Origin of the sequence: Sorangium sp. So ce1153, assembly GCF_051521595.1 — a bacterium.
Classification (GTDB): domain Bacteria; phylum Myxococcota_A; class Polyangia; order Polyangiales; family Polyangiaceae; genus Sorangium.
This window is the reverse complement of record NZ_CP150361.1, coordinates 13,872,776-13,889,155: the sequence shown is the minus strand read 5'-3', so window position 1 is coordinate 13,889,155 and position 16,380 is coordinate 13,872,776. Positions and strand designations below refer to the sequence as shown.

The 16,380-nt window shown below is 72.6% G+C and carries 13 protein-coding genes; 10 read left to right on the top strand and 3 right to left on the bottom strand.

All coding sequences use genetic code 11. The annotated features are described in order from the left end of the window. Positions 1 to 412: 412 nt before the first annotated feature. The 3 genes from WME85_RS50560 to WME85_RS50550 all read left to right on the top strand — a co-directional run bounded on the left by WME85_RS50560 (position 413) and on the right by WME85_RS50550 (position 3,293). The gene (locus WME85_RS50560) at positions 413 to 1,291 is read left to right on the top strand and encodes a hypothetical protein (RefSeq protein WP_437842588.1); all 879 of its coding nucleotides are present in this window, start codon (positions 413 to 415) and stop codon (positions 1,289 to 1,291) included. Between the two features lie 341 nt (positions 1,292 to 1,632). After that, positions 1,633 to 2,112, top strand: coding sequence for a VOC family protein (locus WME85_RS50555; protein ID WP_437832706.1), 480 nt, complete (start codon positions 1,633 to 1,635; stop codon positions 2,110 to 2,112). 131 nt (positions 2,113 to 2,243) lie between these two features. After that, positions 2,244 to 3,293 carry a hypothetical protein gene (locus tag WME85_RS50550; RefSeq protein ID WP_437832704.1) on the top strand — a complete coding sequence of 350 codons (1,050 nt, stop codon included), beginning with the start codon at positions 2,244 to 2,246 and terminating at the stop codon, positions 3,291 to 3,293. Positions 3,294 to 3,438: 145 nt separating this feature from the next. Here WME85_RS50550 and WME85_RS50545 read toward each other — a convergent pair whose 3' ends face one another. Then, positions 3,439 to 4,716, bottom strand: a complete 1,278-nt coding sequence (locus tag WME85_RS50545) for a hypothetical protein (RefSeq protein ID WP_437832702.1) — start codon at positions 4,714 to 4,716, stop codon at positions 3,439 to 3,441. Positions 4,717 to 5,124: 408 nt separating this feature from the next. Further along, the gene (locus WME85_RS50540) at positions 5,125 to 6,357 is read right to left on the bottom strand and encodes a hypothetical protein (RefSeq protein ID WP_437832700.1); all 1,233 of its coding nucleotides are present in this window, start codon (positions 6,355 to 6,357) and stop codon (positions 5,125 to 5,127) included. Between the two features lie 511 nt (positions 6,358 to 6,868). Here WME85_RS50540 and WME85_RS50535 point away from each other — a divergent pair. From WME85_RS50535 to WME85_RS50505, 7 genes are all read left to right on the top strand, one after another. Continuing rightward, positions 6,869 to 7,498, top strand: coding sequence for a hypothetical protein (locus WME85_RS50535; protein WP_437832698.1), 630 nt, complete (start codon positions 6,869 to 6,871; stop codon positions 7,496 to 7,498). Further along, the gene (locus WME85_RS50530) at positions 7,495 to 7,719 is read left to right on the top strand and encodes a hypothetical protein (RefSeq protein ID WP_437832696.1); all 225 of its coding nucleotides are present in this window, start codon (positions 7,495 to 7,497) and stop codon (positions 7,717 to 7,719) included. The genes WME85_RS50535 and WME85_RS50530 overlap by 4 nt, the downstream gene beginning before the upstream one ends. A 344-nt stretch (positions 7,720 to 8,063) precedes the next feature. Continuing rightward, positions 8,064 to 9,464 (top strand): RNA polymerase sigma factor, encoded by a 1,401-nt coding sequence (locus WME85_RS50525; RefSeq protein ID WP_437832695.1) that lies wholly within the window; start codon positions 8,064 to 8,066, stop codon positions 9,462 to 9,464. Between the two features lie 163 nt (positions 9,465 to 9,627). Continuing rightward, complete coding sequence (locus WME85_RS50520) at positions 9,628 to 10,131, top strand: RNA polymerase sigma factor (protein ID WP_437832693.1); 504 nt, start codon at positions 9,628 to 9,630, stop codon at positions 10,129 to 10,131. Between the two features lie 319 nt (positions 10,132 to 10,450). Beyond that, on the top strand, positions 10,451 to 10,969 hold the full coding sequence (locus tag WME85_RS50515; RefSeq protein WP_437832691.1) for a hypothetical protein: 519 nt from the start codon (positions 10,451 to 10,453) through the stop codon (positions 10,967 to 10,969). Between the two features lie 236 nt (positions 10,970 to 11,205). Continuing rightward, complete coding sequence (locus tag WME85_RS50510; RefSeq protein WP_437832689.1) at positions 11,206 to 11,988, top strand: helix-hairpin-helix domain-containing protein; 783 nt, start codon at positions 11,206 to 11,208, stop codon at positions 11,986 to 11,988. 178 nt (positions 11,989 to 12,166) lie between these two features. Then, on the top strand, positions 12,167 to 13,351 hold the full coding sequence (locus WME85_RS50505) for a hypothetical protein (protein WP_437832687.1): 1,185 nt from the start codon (positions 12,167 to 12,169) through the stop codon (positions 13,349 to 13,351). A gap of 4 nt (positions 13,352 to 13,355) precedes the next feature. Here WME85_RS50505 and WME85_RS50500 read toward each other — a convergent pair whose 3' ends face one another. Continuing rightward, entirely contained in the window at positions 13,356 to 15,911 is a 2,556-nt protein-coding gene (locus WME85_RS50500; RefSeq protein WP_437832685.1) for a protein kinase domain-containing protein, read from the bottom strand. Positions 15,912 to 16,380 lie beyond the last annotated feature (469 nt).

Here is a 16,380-nt window from a genome sequence, read left to right as displayed (position 1 = left end):
CCGGCAGTCCGACATCCCTGGGGGATCCCGTTCCATCGCGCCTTCTCTATTCACGTGACGGCCGATTTCGACACGAGATGCTGGATGTCACTGGAATCATCTTGATACCGAGGCCAGGGCTCTCCTCGACTCGGCCACCTCCTGACGTCCTGTCCTGCCCCCTGCCCGCACAACCATTGGCCGCGCTCTGCCCCGGCATACGCCGGCTCAGGCGACTCCGCGCTCGCTTCGCTGCACAACCAGGCGCTGCGCCTCCACACGAAGCACACAAACACAAATCAGTCGCTCCTGCTGTCCGTAACAATAAGACAGGAGCCAGCCACTTCTTCACGGCGCCGCCCCCGTGGGCAGGCACGCGGTCGTGAAATGCTCTCTCTGCTGGCCCGGGCGAGAGGACCTCTCCATGCCGTCGATGATCCATGAAGCCCTGCTGCACCTCTTCCGCAACCGGCCGGCGCTCGCGGCCGAGGTGCTCCGCGACACCCTCGGAGCGCCGGTGCCCCGGTTCACCGAGGCGCGCATCGAGCCGGCCGATCTGACCGAGATCGTCCCTGTCGAGCACCGCGCGGATCTCGTGGTGCTCTTGCTCGACGGCCGCCCCGTGCTCGCGATCGTTGTAGAGGCGCAGCTCGGTCGCGATCCTGACAAGGAGTACGCCTGGCCCTCCTACCTCGTCGGCGTGCGCGCGCGCTACCGGTGCCGGGCCTGCTTGCTGGTCGCGACCACCGACCAGGCGATCGCCATCTGGAGCGCTGAGCCGATCGACCTGGGCCCGCCCGACTGGGTGCTCAGGCCTTACGTGCTCGGCCCCAGCGCCGTCCCAGTCGTGACCGACCTGGCCGACGCCAGGGCGCGGCCCGAGGTCGCGGTGCTCTCGGTCATGGCGCACGGGCAGAGCGCAGCCGGCCTGACGATCGCGGTGGCTGCCCTGACGGCCGCTGCCGGGCTGGATCAGGAGCGGCAGGACCTGTACCTCGATGTGGTGCTATCCTCTCTCAACGAGGCAGCGAGGCGGAGTCTGGAGGAAAAGATGAAGAGCGGATACGAGTTCCAGAGCGATTTCGCGCGCAGCTACGTGGCCAAGGGGCGACAGGAGGGGCTGCTGGAGGGGCAGCGCGAAGCGGCCGCGAACGACGTGCTGAAGGTGCTCGAAGCGCGCGGCCTGGAGATCCCCCCGGAGGTCCGCGAGCGCGTGCTCGCGAGCACCGACATGACCGAGCTCGACCGCTGGCTGCGCCGCGCCGTGGTCATCCCCGACGCCAGTGCTCTCCTCGACCCGGTCAGTTCCTGATGGCCTCCTGATCGCCCCGCCCGCATCGCCACGGGCCGCACGCCTTCCTCACCCGGCGCATCGCCCCGTCACCCAGCCACCGGCCGGCGTGGGACCGCGGCGGGTGGCCGGGCGCAGCGCTGGAATCGCGGACATGCCAGCTTCCGGCTGAGTCCCTCGCCCGCACGCTGCTGCGGTGAGCCACCATCCGGCCAGCGCCGCCCCGAGGAGCGGGCCCCAAAAAAAACTTCGCCGGCATGTCGAGCCGGCGCGTCGAGCTCCGACATCCAGGCGAGGCGAGGTCGCGATGACCCCGCCGCCCCATCCCACCGCCGGGCTCTACCCGGCAAGGAGCTCCGACCATGGCCACCACGCAGAAGATCAAGACGTTCCTCTGGTTCGACAACAACGCCGAGGAGGCGGTGCGGCTCTACACGTCCCTCTTCAAGAACTCGCGGGTCGTCGACGAGCTCCGCAACGGAGACGCGGGACCGGGGCCCAAGGGCTCGCTCCTGACCGTCGAGTTCGAGATCGAGGGCCAGCGGTTCGTCGCCATGAACGGCGGCCCGCACTTCAAGTTCAACGAGGCCATCTCGCTCGCCGTCACCTGCGAGACGCAAGCCGAGGTCGACGAGCTCTGGACCAAGCTCACGGCCGACGGCGGCGCCGAGAGCCAGTGCGGGTGGCTCAAGGACAGGTTCGGCCTTTCCTGGCAGATCGTCCCGTCGGCGCTGCCGCGGCTGCTCCAGCACCCGGAGCCGGCCAAGGCGGCGCGGGTTATGCAAGCGATGATGCAGATGAAGAAGATTGATATCGCGCGGCTCGAGGAGGCCGCTCGGTAGGCGCCCCCGCCCGCTGGCACGAGCGCCTCGATCCCTCATGGCCACTCGTGGCCGTCGAACCGGGCGCAGCGTCCCGGAGCGCGTATCCGGGGGTTCCACGACGAGAGCTTCTCCCGTAAATAGACCCCCGCTTGCGCACGCTGCGGCCCAGTCACGTCCTCGCCGGGCCCTTCGCCGCCGCGCTCTCGCTCGCTGCGGCCGTGGCTGCCGCCGGCGAGGCGCTGCCGGGCGGGGTGCGGCTCTCCTACGCGCGCGATCCCGGCGCCGCGGCGTGTCCCGAGGAAGAGGGCTTCCGCAACGCCGTCGCGACGCGGCTTGGCGGCGTCGACCCGTTCTCGCCGGACGGCGCATGGCGGGTCGAGGTGGTCATCACGCCCCGAGCGCGCGATCTCAAGGCCGAGATCGCGCTGTTCGACGGCCGCGGCGAGCCGCGCGGCCGGCAGGAGCGCACGGCCGCTGACTGCCGCGCGCTCGTCGACGACATCACCCTCTCGATCAGCATCGCGATGCGTGCGCTCCCGACGGCGAACTCGCCTGACGCGCCGGCTCCGGCCGATGCGACACCCGAGCCGCCGCACGCCGCTCCCGCGTCGCAGCCGCCTGCCTCTCCGCGGGCGCGCGCGGCTCCTCCCCCGCCGCCTCGCCGTGCCCCTGGGCCAGCGCGCGCAGCGCCGCCCGCTGTCCCGCCTTCCGTGCGACCCAGGCTTCAGCTCGGCGCCGGCCCCGTGCTCGCCGCGGGCTTCGCCCCGGGCGTGTCCATCGGCTTCTCCGGCTTCGTCGGGCTCCGCTGGCCCGACGCGTCGCTCCTGATCGAGGCGCGCGGCGATCTCCCGGTCACCACCGCGCCCCGCCCCGACATGTTCGTCGACACGTCATGGCTCGGCGGATCCGTGGTCCCCTGCCTTCACGAGGCCTGGTTCTTCGGCTGCGGCGTCGTCACTGCCGGACAGCTCCGATACTCCCTGCGCGCGAAGGCGACCTCCCCGGACACGCGGCTGTACGCAGGGCTTGGGCTTCGGGCAGGCGCTGAGGCCCCCTTGTCGTCCCGCCTTGCCGCACAGCTCACTGCGGACCTGCTGGTCAACGTCCGGCGGCCGCGCCTCTGGGTAAACGACGGTGAAGCGGCGTTCGCCGGTACGGCTTCGGGCGTCGTCACGTTGCGCTTCGTCGCGTCATTCTGAGCAGCGCACCACGCTCACCGAGCGATGCTGCTCGCAGGAATGCCATCCCCGCGAGGACTGCGCGGTCGAGAAAACCTCGAAGGCCACGGCGCTCCTCTCCCACAGCCTCTTGGCTTCGCTCATCGCCGCCCTGGTCAGGGGGAACCTATCCGAGTTCGGGGTCCCGCGCGCGAGGTGGTGCCGGCTGCTGCGGCTGCCGGTCGAGGCAGCAGAACGTGACCGGCCCGCGCGGCGCGACCTCTCCGATCAGCTCTCCGCCGACCGCCGTGCAGCTCCCCGGATCGAGGTCGACGACGACCGCCGACTTGCTCCCGAGCGCCGTGCCGGGGGCGATCGCGCCGCAGAAGGACGAGTCGGACCGCATCAGCACGCTGACAACGCCGGTCGAGCACTCCGCGTCGCTGAACGCGGAGACCCACACGCTGCAGGCTCCCCCGCTCGGCTCGCCGCAGGTGCAGGCCGAGCACCCGCGCGAGTCCTCCGCGCCCTCGTAGGCGATGTGCCGTGACGGATACGTCGGCGGGCACTCGTGCTCCCCTTCGTGGTGCATGATGCAGGTCAGGAAGCCCTCCGGCGGCGCGGCGGCGCCCTCCGGCGGCGCCGGCGAGCACCTCATCCCCGACTCGCCGCACGGAGCGTACGCAACGACGCCAGCGCACGTCTTGGCGGCGGTTGCCCAGCGGAAGCCGCCCTGCGGCTCCTGCGCGGGTTCCTCCACGACCGACGGCGAGCACGCGCCCGCGATCACCCGCGGCGCCGGGAGATCGAGCGACTGCGTGCACGGCCCACCGGCGCACGCCTGCCCGGCCGGGATCGCATTCGCCGTGGTGCAGGTGCCGTCCCACGCCTCGGGGGCCGCGAACGACGTCCGCTGCGCTCCGGGATCGCCCGGGCACGGCGCGTCAACGGCGCTCCACGCCGCCGGCAGCTCGCACGAGGTCTCCGGCGGATCACAGGCGCAGGCCGCGCACCGGTATGGCTCCACCACGAGATCCGCGTGGAGCTCGTCACCCGGGACCGGCGCCGTGGCTGGACAGTCCGGCACCCTGTCCGGCGGGCCCAGCCAGAGCAGCAGCGGCTCGAACCAGCCGGGCGGCTCCTTCGGCACGCACTGCCCCGCGCAGAGGGACGACATGCCGCCGCCGATGCCGTCCCCCCCACCCTCCTGCTCGCCTCCACCACCGGTCCCCTCGTCCCCTCCACCGGTCCCGGCATCGTTGCAGCCGCCGTCCTCATCGCAGACATTCGCGTCCGGGCCGGCATCGTAGCAGGGCTTGTTGTCGATCGCCGGCGGGCTATCGTCGTCACAAGTGTACCAGCGGGCGTCATCGGTACAGCCGCCGCCGACGATACCGGCCACGAGCAAGGCGGGCAGGACGCCGCCCACGACCAGCATCATCCATCGCAGATTCCGCGTATTCATCGAAGGATCTCCCGGCTTCGAGCACAGCGCCCGGTTGGGGGCAAGGACACGCACCGCAGCCGCTGCTCCGAGCGCGAGCAGACCACACCCACCACGCGCAGGGAAGCCGCTCTGGCCCCCTCGCCTGGCTTCCTCTCAGCTCCGCACGCCACGTGCCCGACGCTCGCCAGGACAGCGCCTTACGGACAGATACATCGAATTTCCACGCATTCGCTCCTCCGTCGCGGTGCACGGCACCGCTGCTTCACAGCGAGCCCGTCGCATGAGGTCCTGCCCCGCTTCCTCCGTGCGGCCGCGCGCTCCTCATCCTGGTGTTGTGCCGCCTTCGGCCAGGCGCTCGCTCCACACGGCGCACGAGCACAACCGGGCTCAGGGCTACTCCTCTACAGAGCTACTCCTCTGACAGAGCTACTCCTCTGGTAGACAGCAGAAGGTCATCGCCGCGCGCGGCGCGACACCGCCCGTCGGCTCCCCGCCGCCCGGCGCGCAGGTCCCCGGCGCGATCTCGACCACGCTGGCCGACTTGCTCCCGAGCGCCGTCCCGCGCGCGACCGCGCCGCAGAACGGCGCCTCGGACGACACCCGCGCGCTGATCACGACCTGGGAGCACCTGCCGTCGCTGTAGGCCGACGCGAGGATGCTGCACTCCCCGCCGGTCGCGTCGCCGCACGTGCAGTCCGTGCAGGCGCGTGTGTCCTCCGCGTCCTCGTAGAAGACGTGATGCTCGCTGTAGGGCGAGAACGACGGGCATTCCTCGACCTCGCCGTGATGGATGATGCAGGTCAGGAACCCGCCCGGCGGCGCGCTGTTGCCCTCCAGCGGTGCCGGCGCGCAGGCCGCCCCGGGATCGGCGCACCGCCCGATCGCGGTGCCGACGCACGCCCTGGCGTACGTCGCCCAGGCGACGGCGGGCGGCGCCGGCGGCGCCTCCGCGCGCCTTGGCGAGCACGTCCCGGCCACCACGCGCGGCGCCGGGATCTCGAGCGACTGCGCGCACGGCCCACCCGCGCAGGCTTCCCCGGCCGCGATCGCGCTCTCCGCCGTGCACGCGCCGTCCCAGCCCTCGGGCGCCGCAAAGGACGTCCGCTCCGCGGCGGGAGCGGCGTCGCACGCCCGCGTGTCGTAGGCGCCCCACGCCTCGGGCAGCTCGCACGTGGCGTCCGGCGGATCGCAGGCGCACGCCGCGCACCGGTGCGGCTCGACCAGGAGGTCTCGATGGCCCTCGAAGCCCAGCACCGGCGCCTGAGGCGGGCACTCCGGCGCCGCCTCGCCGGGCGACCCGAACCAGAGCAACAGCGGCTCGAACCACCCGAGCGGCCTGCCGGGCACGCACTGTCCCCGGCAGGAGCTCGCGTCGCCGCTGCCCTCGTCGTCTCCCGGCGCGCCGGGCTGATCCGGCGGGTCGGGCTCGCCGGGCACGCCTGCATCCTCGCAGCCCTCGGCGCCCGGGCCAGCCTCCTCGCAGCGCTCTGCCCGGTACTTGTCGACGAGGGTGCTGCACAGCTCTTCCTGGGGCGTCCTCGGATCGTCGCAGACGAGGATGAAGCGCTCGGTGCAGCCGCCGGCCATGACCCCGGCGGCTGCGAGCGCCGAGGCCAGACTCCCCAGCAGCGCCTTCGATCGCAGAGCACGTCTACCCATCAAAGCACCTCGCACCATCGAGCTCCCGCGGGCGAGGGCGCCCGCACACAGGCGCAGCGAGACCGCCGCTCCGGCCGCGAGAAGACCACGACTCGAGCGCGCCGGGAAGAGGCGGCGCGCCCTCGACTTGCTCTGTCGTCGCCACGCATGCGTGGACCACGCATTCCGCTCGATCCGACAAAATTCTCCACAATTCGACACGACTGGGCGTCCTCACGCCTCATCATTTTTATCCATGCGTCGGACGATTTCGACACGGGATGCGGGACGTCGCCGGAATCATCTCTGCCCCGCACAGCAGGAGCCGCACGCCGCCCCCTGGACACGCTGGCTCAACCGGTTGCGCGATCGCGCCGCTGCACCTCAACAGGCAGCGCACAAACACAAATCATCCGACCCTGGTGTCCGTAAAATTAAGGCAGGAGCCAGCCGCTTCTCCCCGGCCCCGCCCCCGTGGGCAGGCACGCCGTCGAGAAACGCTCTCTGCTGGCCCGGGCGAGAGGGCCCCTCCATGCCGTCGATGATCCATGAAGCCCTGCTGCACCTCTTCCGCAACCGGCCGGCGCTCGCGGCCGAGGTGCTCCGCGACACCCTCGGAGCGCCGGTGCCCCGGTTCACCGAGGCGCGCATCGAGCCGGCCGATCTGACCGAGATCGTCCCTGTCGAGCACCGCGCGGATCTCGTGGTGCTCTTGCTCGACGGCCGCCCCGTGCTCGCGATCGTTGTAGAGGCGCAGCTCGGTCGCGATCCTGACAAGGAGTACGCCTGGCCCTCCTACCTCGTCGGCGTGCGCGCGCGCTACCGGTGCCGGGCCTGCTTGCTGGTCGCGACCACCGACCAGGCGATCGCCACCTGGAGCGCCGAGCCGATCGATCTGGGCCCGCCCGACTGGGTGCTCAGGCCTTACGTGCTCGGCCCCAGCGCCGTCCCGGTCGTGACCGACCTGGCCGACGCCAGGTCGCGGCCCGAGGTCGCGGTGCTCTCGGTCATGGCGCACGGGCAGAGCGCGGCCGGCCTGACGATCGCGATCGCTGCCCTCACGGCCGCAGCCGGGCTGGATCGGGAGCGGCAGGACCTGTACCTCGATGTGGTGCCATCCTCTCTGAATGAGGCAGCGAGGCGGAGTCTGGAGGAAAAATGAAGAGCGGATACGAGTTCCAGAGCGATTTCGCGCGCAGCTACGTGGCCAAGGGGACCGCGAACGCCGTGCTGAAGGTGCTCGAAGCGCGCGGCCTGGAGATCCCGCCGGAGGTCCGCGAGCGCGTGCTCGCGAGCACCGACATGACCGAGCTCGACCGCTGGCTGCGCCGCGCCGTGGTCATCCCCGAGGCCAGTGCTCTCCTCGACACGGTCAGCTCCTGATGACGCCCTGACCCCCACCCGCACGGCCCCGGGCCGCGCTCCGCCCCCGGCACACGCCGGCTCCGTCGACTCCACGCGACAGCAGAACAGCATCGCCGAGCGAGGCTCCGGCCGTATCGCCGAGCGAGGCTCCGGCCGCCCGGTTCTTTTTCTTCCATCCGACGTACGATTTCGCCACGAAGCGTGGGCCGTCGCCGGAACTTATACTGATGAGGGACCCGCGATCCCGCTCCAAGCCCCTGCCCGCCCCGGCTCCCGACGCACCTCCTGGGCCCGGCGCACCTCCTGCTCCCGGCGCAGCCCCAGCGCCCCCCGGCGCACCTCCGGGGCCGGAGGACGAGCCCGTGCGGCCGTCGTTCGAGGAGGTCTACCGCTCCGCGCAACCCTACGTTCTCCGGCTGCTCTGGCGGCTGGGGGTCGAGTCGCGCGACCTCGAGGACGTCGCGCACGAGGTGTTTCTGGTCGTCCACCGGCGCCTCCCGGACTACCAGCCCGGCGGCTCCCTCAATGCGTGGCTCTCGGCCATCGCGTCGCGGGTCGCGCTGCGCCACCGGCAGCTCGCCCGTAATGTGCGAGAGCTGCTCTCGGACGACGGCCGGGCCGTGGACGTCGCCGATCCCGGGCTCGACGTGGAGCAGCTGCACGCGCAGGCGGAGACCGGGCATCTGGTCCGGCAGCTCATCCAGCACATCGAGACGAGCAGGCGCCCGATCTTCATCCTGCACGACCTCGAGGGCATGGCGATGCGCGATATCGCGCATGCTTTCCAGATCTCGCAGAACACGGCGTGGGACCGGCTGCGGCGGGCCCGCGACGAGTTCGAGACCGCGGCCAGGCGGCTCAACGCCCGCGACCGCCACGCGCTCGGCGTGCGCGGCCTCCGCGTCACGCTCGCTCCCCTGCTCCTTCCGCCAGGACCGCAGTCGCTCGGCATGGGCGCCGGCGGGCTCGAGGCGTCCGCGGCGCGCCTCTGGGCACGGATCCAGACGTCGCTCGCTTCCGGCGGGATGGAAGAGCCGGTGCGAGGCGGCCCCGGCGCGCCGCCATCCGGCCCCCGAGGCGCCACCGGCGGCGGGGCCATGACGGTGCCGCCGAGGCACGCCTCGCTGGTCGTGACGGTCTCCGGGACCAAGCTCGCCGCAGCGGGAGCCACGCTGTTCCTGGCCGGCGCCGGGGCCGCCACGGCCACCCTCTCCGCGCTGGGTGCGCAGCCCCCCTCGCCCCCGCTCGAGATCCGGCGCGAGGAGATCGCCGCAAGACCGCTTGCGCCCCCCATCGCGGCCCCGCTCGGAGCGCCGCCTGCCGCTCCAGCGACAGCCATGTCGGCTCCGGCGACAGCCATGTCGGCTCCGGGGACAGCCATGTCGGCTCCGGGGACAGCCATGTCGGCTCCGGCGACAGCCGAGTCGGCTCCGGCGACGACCGCGCGGGCATCGACATCTCCCGCGCGCCGCGCCGCGCACGTGGCCGACAGGCACAGCGTCGACCCGGACATCAGCCTGCTCGGCCGCGCGGATGCCGCGCTCGGGGCGGGGCGAGCCACGGAGGCCCTCGATCTCCTCGAGCGGCACGCGCGGAAGTACCCGCACGGTCCGAGCACGGAGCAGCGGGAGGCGCTGGCCGTCCGCGTCCTGCTCACGGCTGGACGGCGCACCGAGGCCGCCGCCCGGGCCGAGCGCTTCCGGGCAGCGTTCCCGGGCAGCTTGCTCATGCCCGCGGTCGACGCCGCACTGGCGCCGCCGTGAGCCCCCCACCCGGTGGGCGCGGGTCGATTTCGCCGCGGATCGCAGGCGACTCCTGGATTCCCCGCTCGTGGATGCACACTCACGAACGAAGGGGGCCAGCACAGCGCCCCGCGCCTGCCGGCGTCTCCCCGAGACGACGGCGAAACCAGCCACGGAGCTGCACGTGCTGTATCGCCTGTTCCGCGAAGAGACAGTCCGCTCCGTGCTGGCCTGGTTGAGGCGGCTCGGGATCCCACGCAACGACCGGCTGGACGTCGCGCAGGATATCCTCCTCTCGGCCTTCACGAGCCTTTCACGCTTCGACCCGGGACGCGCCGCACCGGAGCGCTGGATCAACCGGATCGCCGTCCACGTCGCTGCCCATTACCATCAACGCGGAAGGCACCGGCGCGAGCTGCTCGTCGAAGCGCCGGACCTCGCGGTCGCCGACGAGCGCCCCGGCCCCGAGGAGCTGCTCGGGAACGAGCAGCAGCACCAGCTCGTGCGCTCGTGGATCCAGGCGCTGGCGCCCGAGCATCGATCGCTGCTCCTCGAGCACCACATCGAGGAGATCCCCATGGCGGAGATCGCCAGGCGACTCGAGATCCCCCTCTCGACAGCCTACAAGCGTCACGCCTGCGCGGTCGCCGCGCTGGCGGACATCGCGCGCAAAGGCGCGCCCGGATAGCCGCGCGAAGTCCACGCCAGGTGAGACGGCACGACGTGGGACCCCGCCCTTTCGACTGACCACCTCTCCTCGCCGATGGCGCGCATCGGTCCCCCGACGCCCCGCGCCGGTTTCTTGCTGTCCGACATCGATTTCTTGCTGTCAGACATCGATTTTTCGGTGATCCACATCGATTTTTCGATGTCGTGGCGCGATCGCCCGATGTGCTCCCTTGACGGAAGCTCCGGCGATGCGCTCCTGGGGACCTGGCCAGGCAGCGTTCCGCCTGGCTCGTCGCTTTTCACGCATCCATATCCATCGCATCAGGAGGTTTATCCCCGTGCCTACCCCGACCCGCATCGACACGGCAGAGCTCGAGCTCGCCACCGCCAAGGCCCGCAAGAAGGTGGACGAGGCCTTCGCCCTCCTCGCTCCTTATCTCGTCGTGCTGAACGAGGCCGAGCGCGCCGCCATGCCGCGGGCGAGAGAGGGCTTCGAGCAGGCGACCCGATCGCTGTGCCGCGCGATGGCCGAGCACCCGGCCGTGGCGGCCGCGGCAGGCTTCGAGTCCGACGCGGTGCTCGAGGACCTGAACAACCTCGACGTGATCAGGCCTTTCTTCGAGCGCGTCGAGGAGCTGTGGCAACGGCTCGCCGACAGCCGACTCGCCTGGTCCGCCGAGGCGTGGAGCCCCTCTCTCGTCGCCTACAGCGTGGCCAAGGCCGCATCGGAGGCGAAGCCCGCGCTCCGCACCGTGACCGCCCCGCTCACGAAGATCTTCGCGACCCGCCGCGCGCGCGGCGGGGAAGAGCCGCCCCAGCCGGTGGTCCAGCCGCCCCAGCCGCCGCCCGGCGCATAGCCCCACCGCCTCAGCCGCCGTCCGGCGCACAGCCCCACCGCCCCAGCCGCCGTCCGGCGCACAGCCCCACCGCCCCAGCCGCCGCCCGGCGCATAGCCCCACCGCCCCACCCGCCGCCCGGCGCGGGACAGGCGCGTCACAGCGCCGGTCGGCCGGGCGCAGCGCTGGAATCGCGGACACGATAGCTTCCGGCTGGCTCCCTCCGGCATTAGAGGCTGCCCGGAGGAGGCGCGACCATGGCAAAGAGACCGCGCGACGCGCAGATTGACCTGAACCAGGCAACAGCGGAAGAGCTCGAGGCCATCGAGGGCATCGACGGCGAGCGGGCCCGGCTCATCATCGAGCACCGGAACGAGCGCGGCGCCTTCCAGAGCTGGGAGGACGTGCTCTGCGTGCCGGGGATCGACAGCGTCCTGCTCGGCAAGCTCCAGAAAGGCAGCGCGCTCGGCGACGCCGCCGGGTCGCCGGCGGCGGGCGCCGGCGCGGACGCGACAGGAGGGGCCGTAACCACGTCGGGCGCCGCGAGGACGCCGCGCGCCACGGGAGAGGGCGATATCGGCGATATGGCAGCCCTGGAGCAGATCATCGGGTTGATCCTGCTCGACATGGCCGCCGCGCAGGCATACCGCGTGGCGATCGACGCCTGCAAGACGCCGGAGATCAGGAGACAGCTCGAGGCGTTCCGGGGTGACCACGAGCGGCACGCGCGCGAGCTCTCGGACGCGCTCGGCGCCTCGCTGCCGGAGCAGCCCGATGAGCGCGGCCAGTGCATTCAACGCTACACCGAGCTCTCGGCGCGGGAGGACCGGACAGCGCTCGTGGCCATGCGCGGCAACGAGGAGCTCACGAACGACGCCTATGCCTCGGCGCTGGCGAGCGATCTGCCGGACGACGTCCGGCGCATGGTGGAGGCGAACTGGCAGGACGAGCGGCGCCACATCCGCTGGATCAACGAGGAGATCCGGACGCGCGGCTGGGAGCTGCCGGAGGTGCCATCGACGCTGGCCGAGGCCGCCTGAGCGCGTCGCGCTGGTGCGGCCAGGACGTCATCGCCGTCGTTCGTCCTGGTCCCCCGGTCGCACCCCGCGCCGTCGAGCCGCTCGCGCGCGGGCGGCCAGCGCGACCGGCGAGGCCCGGCTTGTGACGCGCCACGCCGGCGGAGTAAGCTCGCGCGCGCTCGGCTGAGATCGCGCGGGAATGGCCTCTCGAACCAAGGGAACGCGCGGCGGTGGTCCCCCTCCCGCCGCCGACGTCGACGACGAGGTCGACGACCTCTACAAGAAGCCGCTCGGCGATTTCACGCGCGCCCGCGACGAGCTGGCGAAGCGCCTCCGGCAGGCCGGAGACAAGGCCGCGTCCGACCGCGTGAAGGCGCTGCGGCGGCCGACGGCGGCCGCCTGGACCTTGAACCAGCTCGCGCGCCGGTACCCGCAGCGCATGGAGGCGCTGCTCGACGCGGGCGAGCGGCTGCGCGAGGCCCAGCGGGGGGCGCTCGCGCCGGGCGGCGCGCAGGAGCTGCGAGCGGCCAGCCAGAAGCACCGCGCGATCGTCAATGAGCTCCTGCGCGCGGCGCCAGCGCTCTTCTCCGAGGGAGGCTACAGCGAGAAGGGCAATCCGATGGACCGCCTGCGGGACTCGCTGCTCGCGACCCCCACCGCGAGCGCATCGGATCTCGAGCTGCTCGCGCGGGGGCGGGTGTCCGGCGACATCGAGCCGGGGGACCTGTCGGACATGCTCGGGCTGCTGCGCGGGCGGCCGTCCGAGAAGCCCGCCGACGGCGAGGCGAAGGCAGACCGCGGGCAGAAGGCCCCGAAGGCGGAGGCGCCGAAAAGGAAGGCGCGAGAGGCCGGGGACGCGCCGGAGAAGCAGAGGAGAGCTGCCGAGCAGCGCGAGCGCGAAGAGCAGCGCGCCGCAAAGGAGCGCGAGCAGCAGCGCTCCGCAAAAGAGCGCGAGCGCGAAGAGCAGCGTGCAGCAAAAGAGCGCGAGCGCGAGCAGCAGCGCTCCGCAAAAGAGCGCGAGCAGAAGGCGCGGCTCAAGGCCGAGGAGCGCGAGCAGAAGGCGCAGCTCGCGGCAGAGAGGCGCGCGCGCAAGGAGCGGCTCGCGGCGGAGCAGCGCGAGCAGAAGGCGCAGCTCGCCGCGGCGGAGAAGGAGCGGGACCAGGCGAGCCGGGAGGCCGCACGCGCCGCCAAGGAAGCGGATCGCCTGACCAAGGAGGCCGCCAGGATGAGCCGCGCCGCCGAGAAGGCCGAGGAGGCCGCGCGCGCGGCGAGGAAGCGCGCGCAAGAGGCCGAGCGCAGGGCCACGGACGCACAGCAGGAGGCGGCCGACAGCGCCGGACGCCTCGACGCGGCGGAGGACAGGCTCGACCGGCTCGGCCGCTGAAGCGCTATCGCTTCTTCGACCGCGCCTTCGGCGCCGGGGTCGGCTTGATATCGACGGTCGTGGCCCCCTGGCAGGGCACCTGCGCCGTCACCCCCGCGCTCGCCCACTCGGGGAACTTCGTCTTGCCGGGCTTGCCGACGCGCACGAAGAAGCGACCGCAGCGCACGACCAGCGGCTCGTTCACCGCGCCGGCGTACTTGCCGGTCACGTAGACACCCCCAGGATCGGGGAACCCCACCGTGAGCACGCCGTGCCCCTTGGGCACCGACGCCGGGTTCACCCCCTCCCGCGCCGCGCTCGCCGCTTCTTTTGCGGCCGCTTCCTTCGCCGCCGCTTCCTTCGCCGCAGCTTCCTTCGCGGCAGCCTCTTTCGCCGCGGCTTCCTTCGCTGCGGCTTCCTTCGCCGCCGCTTCCTTTTCCTTCGCCGCAGCCTCCTTCGCCGCCGCCGCTTCCTTCGCCGCAGCCTCCTTCGCCGCCGCCGCTTCCTTCGCCGCAGCCTCCTTCGCCGCCGCCGCTTCCTTCGCAGCAGCCTCCTTCGCCGCCGCCGCTTCCTTCGCCGACGCCTTCCCCCCTGGGCCCCGCTTCGCGGCGGGCAGCGCGCTCGGCGCCGGCGGCGGCGGCGCCGTGTCGATGGACGCGACGACCGCCGACGCCTGCTCCACCGGCGCCTCGGTGGCCGGCGCCGGCCGCTCGCGCCGCGCGACGTAGATCCAGAGCGCCGCCACCACCGTCGCCGTGATCGCCGACACGGCGATGGTCCCGGCCGTCGACAGCGAGCGCGGCGCCTGCCAGGGCAGCGTCGGCGAGCGCTGGCGCCGCATCGGCGAGCCCGGCGGCGACGACTCCGCCGCGGGGCCGTTCAGGACCGCCGCGCTCGGGTACGGCACGCCCCCCGGCGGCGTCAGGCCCGACGCGCCGCCCAGGGGCACGGTCACGCCAGGCGGCGTCAGGCCCGTCGAGGCCAGGGGCACGGTCACGCCGGACGGCGTCACCGGCGAGTTCGAAGGCGGCTTCGGCGGCGGCGGACCGAAGAACGGCGTCGCGAGGTCCGCCGGGAGCGCCGGCGGCGGGCCGAAGCGGATCGCCTCCGGGATCACCGACGTCGTCGGGCCGAACCGCACCGACGCGGCGCCGTTGCCCGGGATCGTCGCGTCGTCCTCCTCGAACACCGGCTCGACCTCGGGCAACGTCGCCGGCCCGCCGCCCGCCAGCAGCTCCTCGGCCGCCGCCGCGTCGCGCTCCGCCGCGCGCTTCGACGCCTCGAACAGGCGGCCGAACGTCTCGCGGTCCGGCAGCGCGGGCCTCCGCGCCTCGACGCCCTTCACCGCCTCGACCCGCGGATCGAGCGGGCGCGGCGTCGCCTGGTTCGCCGGCGCCGGGATCGTGATCGGCTCGGCCGCCGGCGCGCCCACCGACGCCTTGCCGTCCCGCCGCGCAGACCCCGCCAGCGCCTCCGACGCGTCCGCCGTGGGAGGCGCCGTCTTCGCCAGCGGGCCGCCCGGCTTCAGCTTCGCAGCGCCCCCTTCCCGGGCCGCCTGATCCTTGGCGAACAGGTCCTTCGCGAGCCGCTTCGCGGCGTCGGCCGCGGGCCTCGAGGTCTGCCCCCCCTTGCCCTTGACCGGGATCGTCGGCCGCCGATCCTCCTCGGGATCGGCGTCCTCGATCTCGATCGTCGCGTGCGCGGACTGCACGCGGGTCACGAGCTCGGCCTTCCCCTTCTCGGGGCGCGCCACCTTCGCGAGCGCCTGCTCGATCTCCTGCGACGTGATCTTCCGGTCGTCCGGCGCCTGCGAGAGGGCCGTGTCGAGCAGCGCCACGATCGGGCGCGGGATCTCGGGGCGGATCGAGGCGATGGCGGGCGGGCGCGTGCCGTCCGCCGACGGCCGCCGCCCCGAGAGCAGCGACCAGAGCAGGAGCCCCACGCCGTAGATATCCGCCTTGACCGTGACGCGCTCGGCGCGCACCTGCTCGGGCGCCATGTAGCCCGGCGCGCCCTTCACCACGCCCGCGATCGTGTCCGGCGTGCGCCCGAGGATCTTGCCGATGCCGAAGCCCGTCAGGCGCACCTGCCCGTCCCACCCGATCACGATGTTGTCCGGGTGCAGGTTGCGGTGGATGATCGGCGTCGGGCTGCCGTGCTCGTCCGTCGCCCCGTGCGCGTGCGCGAGCGCGCCGGCGATGCAGTGGACCAGGTAATAGACCGCCGCGTCCGCGAGCTTCTGCTGCCGCGTCGCGAGGTGCTGGAGCAGCCGATTGAGGCTGACGCCCTCGACGTGCTCGAGCACGAGCACGAGCCGGCCGGAGTGCTCGAAGAAGTCGAACATCCGCACGATCGCCGGGTGGTTCAGCGTCGCGCAGATCGACGCCTCGCGGGCGAGCTCGTCGGCGAAGCGCGGGTCGCCCTCGGCCGTATTCGGGACGAGCTTCAGCGCGCAGACGCGCCGGAACCCGAGCGGGCCGTCCAGCCGCCCGAGATAGACGCTGGTGGACCCAGAACCGGCCAGGCGCCGGAGGATCTTGTAGGCCCCAATCGTCTCGGGAGCGGGCTCCGTCGGAAACATCCGGGGCCGATCATACCCAAGCGCGGCGAAGCCCCCAAGCCAACGACCAACACGGATCACTTCGCGGCGCCGAGAGGCGTGCCCGGGCGCCTCGGTGCGACGCCATGCTCCACGCGCCCTGTACGGCGCGTTGCTCTCCCGCTTGGCAGAGAGCGGTACAGCTGATCAGCAGAAGTCCGAACAGCTGTGACGGATCACGGCGCAGGATGCGCCGCGCGGGCCGACCGGAGTCCCCGGCCTGGCGCTCGACCCGCGCTCGACCCGCGCTCGACCCACGCTCGACGCGCGCTCGACCCACGCTCGACGCGCGAAGGCGCCCGCGCGAGCGCGGGAGCTCACGAACTCGGGAAGATCATTGAGCATTTCTCCCCATCTCCGCCCTCGCGCCGGATCCGGCCGCCGACGCCGTCGCGCTCGCGCGGCCGCGCCTCTGGCTTTCGAGCGGCGCTGGGCCTGGGTTATAAGCCGC

What these genes read in the sequence shown, in the direction of transcription:
- WME85_RS50505 (WP_437832687.1), top strand. Translation starts at nt 12,167, where the DNA reads ATGGCCTCTCGAACCAAGGGAACGCGCGGCGGTGGTCCCCCTCCCGCC.
- WME85_RS50560 (WP_437842588.1), top strand. Translation starts at nt 413, where the DNA reads ATGATCCATGAAGCCCTGCTGCACCTCTTCCGCAACCGGCCGGCGCTC.
- WME85_RS50540 (WP_437832700.1), bottom strand. Translation starts at nt 6,357, where the DNA reads ATGGGTAGACGTGCTCTGCGATCGAAGGCGCTGCTGGGGAGTCTGGCC.
- WME85_RS50545 (WP_437832702.1), bottom strand. Translation starts at nt 4,716, where the DNA reads ATGAATACGCGGAATCTGCGATGGATGATGCTGGTCGTGGGCGGCGTC.
- WME85_RS50535 (WP_437832698.1), top strand. Translation starts at nt 6,869, where the DNA reads ATGCCGTCGATGATCCATGAAGCCCTGCTGCACCTCTTCCGCAACCGG.
- WME85_RS50500 (WP_437832685.1), bottom strand. Translation starts at nt 15,911, where the DNA reads ATGTTTCCGACGGAGCCCGCTCCCGAGACGATTGGGGCCTACAAGATC.
- WME85_RS50510 (WP_437832689.1), top strand. Translation starts at nt 11,206, where the DNA reads ATGGCAAAGAGACCGCGCGACGCGCAGATTGACCTGAACCAGGCAACA.
- WME85_RS50555 (WP_437832706.1), top strand. Translation starts at nt 1,633, where the DNA reads ATGGCCACCACGCAGAAGATCAAGACGTTCCTCTGGTTCGACAACAAC.
- WME85_RS50530 (WP_437832696.1), top strand. Translation starts at nt 7,495, where the DNA reads ATGAAGAGCGGATACGAGTTCCAGAGCGATTTCGCGCGCAGCTACGTG.